Genomic DNA, 8,043 nt, shown 5'->3' with positions numbered 1-8,043 from the left:
CCTCACGTCATCAAACCGCTGCCCCGTGAAAGACGGAGGCTAGTTCAGCGGACCGGCGGCTGCCTCCGCGGCAGCGAGGAGCGAGCCGTCGGCCACGGCATACACGGCTTCCGCGATGTCGTCGGCCAGTATGCGGTCGGGCCCAGGAGCCGTCCGCGTGACCTCGTCGAGCGCGGCGATGACCGCCGCGCTTACCGGGGAGGGCCGCAGCGGTGCGCGTAGCTGTATGCCGCGGGCGGCGGCGAGCAGTTCGATCGTCAGCACGTGGGTCAGGGCATCGACGGAGCGGCGCAGCTTGCGGGCCGCGCCCCAGCCCATCGAGACATGATCCTCCTGCATGGCGCTGCTGGGGATGGAGTCGACGCTCGCCGGCGCGGCGAGGCGCTTCATCTCGGAAACCATTGCGGCCTGGGTGTATTGGGCGATCATCAGGCCGGAGTCGACGCCAGGGTCGTCGGCGAGGAAGGCATGCAGGCCGTGGTTTCGGGCCTTGTCGAGGAAGCGGTCGGTGCGCCGTTCGCTCATGCTCGCCAAGTCCGCGGCGGCGATGGCGAGGAAGTCCAGGACATACGCGACTGGGGCTCCGTGGAAGTTGCCATTGGACTCGACTCGGTCGTCGAGGGTGACGACGGGGTTGTCGACGGCACTCGCCAGCTCCCAGCCGGCGACGCGCGCCGCATGGTCGATGGTGTCCCGGACGGCGCCGGCGACCTGGGGCGCGCACCGCAGCGAGTAGGCGTCCTGGACCCGGGTGCAGGCGTCGGGGTCGCGGTGGGAATCGCGGATCTCGCTGACCGCCAACACTTTCCGCATGTTCGCGGCGCTGAACGCCTGACCCGGCTGCGGGCGCAGCGCCTGCAGATCGGCGGCGAAGACGTCGTCGGTGCCGAGCAGGCCTTCGACGCTCATGGCGGCCGCGATGTCGGCGACGGTGACGAGCGCGCGCAGGTCCGCGATCGCCATACAGAGCATCCCGAGCATGCCGTCGGTGCCGTTGATGAGGGCCAGGCCCTCCTTCTCGGCCAGGTCGACCGGCTCGATGCCGCTAGCGGCTAGCGCCTCGCCGGCCGAGCGCAGGTCGCCGGCCGCGTCGCGGACAGTCCCTTCTCCCATGAGCGCGAGCGCGCAGTGGGCGAGCGGGGCGAGGTCGCCGGAGCAGCCGAGGGAACCGTATTCGTGGACGACGGGGGTGATGCCCGCGTTGAGCATCGCCACGTAGGCGCGCAGGGTCTCCTCCCGGATGCCCGTGCGCCCGGTGGCGAGGGTCTGGATGCGCAGGAGCATGAGCGCGCGCACGACTTCGCGCTCCACCTCGGGTCCGGCGCCGGCCGCGTGGGAGCGAATCAGGCTGCGCTGCAACTGATGTCGCTTATCGACGGGGATGTGCATGGTCGCCAAAGCGCCGAACCCCGTCGAGATGCCGTAGTGCGCCACCGTGTCGTCGGCCAGCCCTTCGACGACGGAGCGGGTATGCCGCACCCTCCCCCATGCCGCCTCGCTCACCTCGACGTGGATCGGCTCGCCCAGATAGTCGCTGCCGGGCGGCACCGACCGCGCCACCGCCTCGACCTGGTCGATGGTCAGGGGTTCGTCACCGAGGATCACCGTTGAAGTCACGGACCCTATCCAACACGTTCACGTGGAGTTCCGGAGGCGCGACTGAGTCGGTGATCCCCGTGCCATCGGCGAGATCCTCGTGTGCGTCGGCATACAGATCTCGGAAGCGCCGCTCGGTGGGTGCTGCGCTCAGCGCTCGCGGGAAGGACCAACGCTATCATGAGTGATATCAACTGGGGAGGTGGGGAGTGGCGTCGATCATCGTGCGCGGGCTCGATGAGTCCGTGAAGCAGCAACTGGCCCAGCAGGCCCGCGAACACGGCCGGTCCATGGAAGCCGAGGTCCGTGACATCCTCACTCGGGCTGCCCGAGGACCCAATATCGGGATTGCGTTGATGGAGGCCGCGCAAGCCGTCGGCGGGGTCGACGATTTGCCTGTACCAGCGCGCACCGATGTCGCGCGGGCCGTGGAGTTCGAGTGATCGTGGGGTTCGAGTGATCGTGGAGTTCGAGTGATCGTGGAGTTCGAGTGATCGTCCTCGACACCAACGTCATCTCCGAGCTCGTCAGGTCGCAGCCCGAGGCGCGCGTGGTGGCCTGGGTGCAGGCTCTGAGCGGCGACGTCGCCATCACGGCTGTCACCCTGGCCGAGTTGCTCGCGGGAGTTCAACGCCTTCCGAAGGGCAAACGGAAGACGGCTTTGAGTGCGGCCATCGACGAGGCTCTGCGCCCCATTCGCGGCACCAACTCGATCCTGGCCTTCGACGAGACCGCCGCCGCAGCGTACGCGGACGTGCTCGCTGGTCGCGAACGGGCCGGCCTGCCGATCGCCACGGCCGACGCTCAGATCGCCGCTATCTGCCGCGCCCATCACGCCACGTGTGCGACCCGGAACACCTCGGATTTTCTTCACACGGGCGTCGACTTGGTGGATCCGTGGTCACCGTGAGCCATCAGAAACGCCCGGCCGACGTCAGCCTGAGCCTCGGCCGCGCGTTCATCGTGCCTACTCGATGTCGGCTGACTCCGGGGTGACGCTCAGCCCGCAGTGGGCCACGTCGAGGACTTTGCCGAAGCCCGTGAACTCATAGGTGACGCGGTGGGGTCGACACCCGCTCTGACGGGAACAACCCCGGAGATCCTCTGGGCCGACACCACCCAGACACCCATTCGCGTCGCGATCGGGATGTGCGGGCTCGCCGAAGGACACGGAGGCAAAGGCGAGGTCGCCAGGTTATGCCGAAGGCGCCTCAGGTCAGCTTGCGCACCACCTTCAGCGGCGCGTGGCGCATCGCGGTGCCCAGGGGCACCCACGGCCAGGCGGGGACCCGAGCGTGGGCGCGCTTGGCCTCGACCGCCTCGACGATGGCCTTGACGCCCGTCTCGGTGTCGACCATGAAGGGGGTGTGCTTGACCCGCTCGTTCATCTCCGAGCGGATGTAGCCGGGATAGATCACCGACACGTCGATGTCGAGCGCGGGCTCGCCGGCCATCTCGTTGCGGATGCCCTCGGCGAGGGCGGCGACACCGGCCTTCGTCGCGGCATACGTCGTGATCGTCTTGGGCATCCCGCGCATGGCGGACATCGACGAGATCATCACCAGGTGACCGTGCTTCTGGACGCGGAAGATCTCCATTGCCGCCTCGCATTGCGCCAGTGCCGCAACGAAATTCGTCATCGCTGTGGCCTTGTTGGCGTCATACCTGCCGGTGCCGATCGGGGCACCCTTGCCGAGCCCGGCGTTGACGATGACCCGGCCGATGGCGCCGAAGTCGTCGCGGAACCCCCGGAAGACCGCGAAGACCTGCTCGTCGTCCGTGACATCGAGCGCCCGGATCTCCACCCGCCGCTCCGGATGCCGCGCCTGGATCTCGGCGCGCAACTCCGCGAGCCGGTCGAGACGGCGCGCCGCCAAGGCGAGGTCGTGCCCGCGGGCGGCGAACTGGCGCGCCATCTCGGCACCCAGGCCGGAGGAGGCGCCGGTGATGAGGATCGTCGTCATGGGTGGCTCCCTCAATAGATGAGTTCGGAGAGCAGGTCCGGCTGGCGCTCCAGATGGGAGAGTTCGCCGAGTGAGCGCAGGCGCAACCCGCGCTCGCCGTGGGTCAGGCGCATCAGACCGGTGTTCGGGAACATCCCGAAGATGCGCCGCCACGTGTCGGAGCCACCACCGAGGATCTGCGACGCGATGGCGTTCTGCACGCCACCGGAGGTGACGACCACCGCTGTTGCCTGCGGCGCGAGGCCGGCCACGAGCGCGTCCAGTGCCGCGTTCACCCGCTCGACGAACTGGGTGAAGGACTCGACGTGCCCGCCGTCCCCACTGAGCCAGCGATCCATGGCCTGGTCGAAGAAGGACTCGAAATCCTGCGGCGCCCCGCGTCCCGCGAAGTGCGCCAGAGCGCCGGTCATCGTGTCGTGCTCGGGGTCGTGCACCCGGATGATGTCGTCGGCGTCGAGTTCGTTCCATCGGGTGTCCTCGACGACGGTCAGCGGCCACTGCGCTCCTGCCAACAGCCCCGCCGCCGTCTCGCGATGCCGGCGCAGCGTCCCCGACATCACGACGCCGGGGACGACGCGACGCGCCACCAGCTCCTCCCCCACGGCGCGCGCCTGAGCGTGTCCGCGGTCGGTGAGCCGGTCGTAATCGTCACTGTGCCAGGACGCTTCGCCGTGGCGTACGAGGAAGATCCGGCTCATGGCAGCAGCTCCGTGCAACGGGCGTCGAGGATTCGGACGAACTGGCCCATCATGCCCGCCTTGGGGTTGGTGGTCTGCCCGTGGAAGAAGCGGTAGTAGATCTGCTGGGCGATGACGGCCAGCCGGAAGGTTCCGAAGAGTTCGTAGAAGCGCCGCTCGCTCTCGCTCACCGCCAGCCCGCGCCGCGCACCGTATGCCGCCCACACCTGATCGCGTGTCCACATCCCTGGGGCGTTGGTCGGCTGCAGCCGGATCGCCTGGATGGCCTCGGGGTCGTCCGCCTGCGCCCAGTAGGCGAGGGCGGAGCCGACGTCCATCAACGGGTCACCGACGGTCGCCAACTCCCAGTCGAGAACGCCGACGACGCGGACCGGTTCCGCGTGGTCCAGGACGAGGTTGTCGAAGCGAAAATCGTTGTGGATCATCGTGTGCGGCCGATCGGCGGGCTGGTGCTCGGACAGCCAGAACATCACCGCTTCGAAGTCACCGACGTCCTCGGTCCGGGCCCGGCTATAGCGCTCGGACCACCCGCCGACCTGTCGAGCGACGTACTCCGGACCGCGATCCAGCTCCTGCAACCCGGTCGCGCCGAGGTCGGCATCGTGCAGGTCCGCGAGGGCGCCCACGAGTGCCGCGCACAAGGCCCCGCGCTCGGCCTCGGTGTCCAGCCCGATCCCGGCCGGGATGTCGCGGCGCAGGATCAGCCCGTCGAGCCGCTCCATCACATAGAACTCGCTGCCGATGACGGACTCGTCCGCGCAGTAGCCGACCATCGGCGGCACCAACGGATAGACCGGCGCCAGGGCGGCTTGGATGCGGTATTCGCGGCCCATGTCGTGGGCGCCCTTGGCCTTCGTGCCCGCCGGCGGGCGACGCACGATCAGGTCGCGAGAGGGCCAGCGCAGCAGATACGTGAGATTGGAGGCGCCCCCGCTGAACTGCTGCACCTGCGGCGCACCGTCCAGGCCCGACGCGTCGGATGCGTTGTCGCGCAACCATTCCGCCACCACCGCCGCATCGAACGAGTCCTCGGCGCGGACCTCACCGGCGCCCGCGACGAACTCGGCCATCAGAGGCTCCCCCTCTTCGCCAGTCGGAGGCCAGACGACCCGATCGCGATGTCATAGGCCGGGCGTGCCACCCGCTTGGCCCACGACGCGACATACCCAGTCTTGTCCGTGAGGATGATCTTGCGGTCCTTGTCGATGCCGGACATCACCTTCGCCGCAATGACGTCGCCGTCCGGCCCCGCTCGCGTGATGAGCTTGACGGCCGACTCCTCCACCTCGGTGTCCTTGCCCTGCAGTGACGTGTGCAGATTGGTCCGGAAGAACGCCGGGCAGACGACGTTGACGCGAATCCCGAAGGGCGCCAATTCGAACCGCAGCGTCTCCGACAGGGCGACCACCCCGGCCTTGGCGGTGTTGTAGGACGACATCGCCGGCGCATGCACGAGCCCGGCGAGCGAGGCGACATTGACGATCCGCCCCTCGCCCTGTTCCTTCAGCAGCGGCACGAACGTCTGGCAGCCGCGCACGACACCCATCAGGTTGATGTCGATGACCCGCTGCCAGTCGGCGAACGACTCGACGTCGATCCGCCCGCCGGTGGCGACACCCGCGTTGTTGACGAGGACGTCCAGACCGCGCCAGCGCTCCTTGACCTCCAAAAGCGCTGCGTCCCAGTCCTGTTGCGAACGCACGTCGAGCTTGCGGTATGCCGCCTCCGCCGGCACGTCGTCCGGCCGCTCGTCCGCCAGGTCGCCGACGAGGACCTCGTCACCTCGCGCGAGGAAGGCCTTGGCGAGCGCCAGCCCGAGCCCGGACGCGCCGCCGGTGATCAGGACGCGGCGAGTCTCACGACTCACCGGGCGACCCCGCCGGAGCTCTGCCCGGCACGCTGGGCGGCGCGAGCGGCATACGGCGCCAACATGATTCGGCCGATGACTCCCAGATGCACTTCGTCCGGCCCGTCCGCGAGCCGCAGCGAACGCGCCCCGGCATACGCCGCGGCGAGGGGGAAGTCGGGACCGGTGCCACCGCCGCCGTGCAACTGGATGGCCAGGTCGATCACCTCGCACGCCATGGACGGCACGGCGGCCTTGATCTCGGCGACCTCGGAGAGCGCGCCGGCCGTGCCGAAGGTGTCGAGCTTCCATGCCGCGTGCAGGACATGCAGTCGCGCCTGGTTGATCGCGATGCGCGCCTTCGCCAACTTCTCCCGGTTGCCCCCGAGATTCGCCAAAGGCTTGCCGAACGCCACGCGCGTCGTCGACCGCTCGAGCGCGAGCTCAAGTGCCTTCTCCGACAAGCCGATCAGCCGCATACAGTGGTGCACCCGGCCGGGCCCGAGGCGGCCCTGGGCGATCTCGAAAGCCCGTCCCGGTCCGCCGATGATGTGGTCGACCGGCAGGCGCACATCCGTCAGCGACACCTCGCCATGACCGAGCGGCTCGTCGAACTGCCCGAGGGTCGACAGCATCCGCTCGACCTTCACCCCGGGGTGATCCATCGGCACTACGACCATCGAATGCCGGTGGTGGCGATCGGCATTCGGGTCCGTGACGGCCATATAGATGCCGACCTTGCAGTCCGGATGCCCCGCACCGGAGGACCACCACTTGCGCCCGTTGAGCACGACCTCGTCGCCGTCGACGGCTGCCGTCGCCGCCATATTCGTCGCGTCGGAGGACGCGACGGCGGGCTCGGTCATCAAGAAGGTCGAGCGGATCCGCCCGTCCAGCAACGGCTCCAGCCAGGTGTCCTTCTGCTCCTGGGAGCCGTACTTCAAGAGCACTTCCATATTGCCGGTGTCCGGCGCGTTGCAGTTGAAGATCAGCGGAGCCATGAAGGAGCGGCCCATCTGCTCGGCGACCGGGGCGTAGTCGAGATTGGTCAGCCCGGTGCCGCCGTCGGTGCCGAACTTCGCGGCATACGGCCCCTCGTGGCCGGCGGGGAGGAAGAGGTTCCACAGCCCCTCCGCGCGGGCGGCGGCCCTGAGTTCCTCGATCCGCGGATCGACCGCCCACGAATCCTCGCCGCGCGCCCGGCGCGCCTCGATGTCGGCGACCAACTCCCCTTCCACCGGCTCGATGCGCTCGTCGAGGAACTGACGGACGCGGGCGGTCAGATCGGCGGCGCGCGGTGACGGGGCGAAGTCCATGTGCTTGACCTTAGCGTCCTATTGAGCAATGCTCAATAGCATGCCGAGTCGGTCAGCTCACACGACGAGTCGGGTTCGTCTGACCCCCGAGGAGCGGCGCCGCCAACTGGTCGGCATCGGCCTGCGCAAGTTCGTCGAGCGCCCGGCGCTCGAACTCTCCCTCGACGAGGTGGCGGCGGAGGCCGGCGTCTCGCGCGGCCTGCTCTTCCACTACTTCCCCAGCAAGACGGCATACCACCGGGCGGTCGTCGAGGCGGCCGGCCGACGCGTGCTGCGCACGGTGCGGCCCGACGCGGGCCTGACCGGTGCCCCCGCGGTCCGGCAGATCGTCGAGCGTCTCATCGCCCAGATCGTGCGCCGGCGCGCGTCCTATCTCGCGCTCGTCTACGGACAAGCCGGGCCGCTGCACGACCAGGACGACCCGGGCGCGACGGCCACCTCGCTGCGCGCCGGCATCGCCGAACTGGTATGCCGCGCGCTCCCCGGCCTCGACCCGGGCGTCACTCACGCGTGGGTCGCCTATGTCGAGGACCGCGCCCTGCACGCCGGCGCCGACACCGCGCGGGAGGCGGCGCACTGTGTCGCCGCGCTGCAGGCCCTCCAGGCGCTCGAGGCCGCGGGCT

General features: G+C 69.2%; 9 protein-coding genes. 3 read left to right on the top strand and 6 right to left on the bottom strand.

Going from position 1 to position 8,043, the window contains the following annotated elements; genetic code table 11:
• Nucleotides 1-39: 39 nt before the first annotated feature.
• On the bottom strand, nt 40-1,617 hold the full coding sequence (gene hutH / locus BN11_RS16385) for a histidine ammonia-lyase (protein WP_407667989.1): 1,578 nt from the start codon (nt 1,615-1,617) through the stop codon (nt 40-42).
• Between the two features lie 188 nt (nt 1,618-1,805).
• On the opposite strand from hutH, the gene BN11_RS16380 reads away from it, so the two are divergent.
• Both BN11_RS16380 and BN11_RS16375 read left to right on the top strand, forming a co-directional pair.
• Nucleotides 1,806-2,039 carry a FitA-like ribbon-helix-helix domain-containing protein gene (locus tag BN11_RS16380; RefSeq protein WP_048699427.1) on the top strand — a complete coding sequence of 78 codons (234 nt, stop codon included), beginning with the start codon at nt 1,806-1,808 and terminating at the stop codon, nt 2,037-2,039.
• 47 nt (nt 2,040-2,086) lie between these two features.
• Entirely contained in the window at nt 2,087-2,506 is a 420-nt protein-coding gene (locus BN11_RS16375) for a type II toxin-antitoxin system VapC family toxin (protein WP_048699426.1), read from the top strand.
• Nucleotides 2,507-2,807: 301 nt separating this feature from the next.
• On the opposite strand, the gene BN11_RS16370 is transcribed toward BN11_RS16375, so the two are convergent.
• The 5 genes from BN11_RS16370 to BN11_RS16350 are packed head-to-tail and all read right to left on the bottom strand — an operon-like array spanning nt 2,808 to nt 7,420.
• Nucleotides 2,808-3,560, bottom strand: a complete 753-nt coding sequence (locus BN11_RS16370; protein ID WP_048699425.1) for an SDR family oxidoreductase — start codon at nt 3,558-3,560, stop codon at nt 2,808-2,810.
• Between the two features lie 11 nt (nt 3,561-3,571).
• On the bottom strand, nt 3,572-4,258 hold the full coding sequence (locus BN11_RS16365) for a histidine phosphatase family protein (RefSeq protein WP_048699424.1): 687 nt from the start codon (nt 4,256-4,258) through the stop codon (nt 3,572-3,574).
• Nucleotides 4,255-5,328, bottom strand: a complete 1,074-nt coding sequence (locus BN11_RS16360) for a phosphotransferase family protein (protein WP_048699423.1) — start codon at nt 5,326-5,328, stop codon at nt 4,255-4,257. The genes BN11_RS16365 and BN11_RS16360 overlap by 4 nt, the downstream gene beginning before the upstream one ends.
• Nucleotides 5,328-6,125 carry an SDR family NAD(P)-dependent oxidoreductase gene (locus BN11_RS16355; RefSeq protein WP_048699422.1) on the bottom strand — a complete coding sequence of 266 codons (798 nt, stop codon included), beginning with the start codon at nt 6,123-6,125 and terminating at the stop codon, nt 5,328-5,330. The genes BN11_RS16360 and BN11_RS16355 overlap by 1 nt, the downstream gene beginning before the upstream one ends.
• A complete protein-coding gene (locus tag BN11_RS16350) occupies nt 6,122-7,420 on the bottom strand; it encodes an acyl-CoA dehydrogenase family protein (RefSeq protein ID WP_048699421.1) in 1,299 nt (432 codons plus the stop codon). The genes BN11_RS16355 and BN11_RS16350 overlap by 4 nt, the downstream gene beginning before the upstream one ends.
• 40 nt (nt 7,421-7,460) lie before the next feature.
• On the opposite strand from BN11_RS16350, the gene BN11_RS24120 reads away from it, so the two are divergent.
• On the top strand, nt 7,461-8,043 hold a 583-nt coding region (locus BN11_RS24120; RefSeq protein WP_201329286.1), incomplete at its 3' end, for a TetR/AcrR family transcriptional regulator.

Source organism: Nostocoides australiense Ben110, from assembly GCF_001050535.1.
GTDB classification, from domain to species: domain Bacteria; phylum Actinomycetota; class Actinomycetes; order Actinomycetales; family Dermatophilaceae; genus Nostocoides_A; species Nostocoides_A australiense.
The sequence above is the reverse complement of the archived record's forward strand: the minus strand, read 5'-3'. Positions and strand labels throughout refer to the sequence as shown.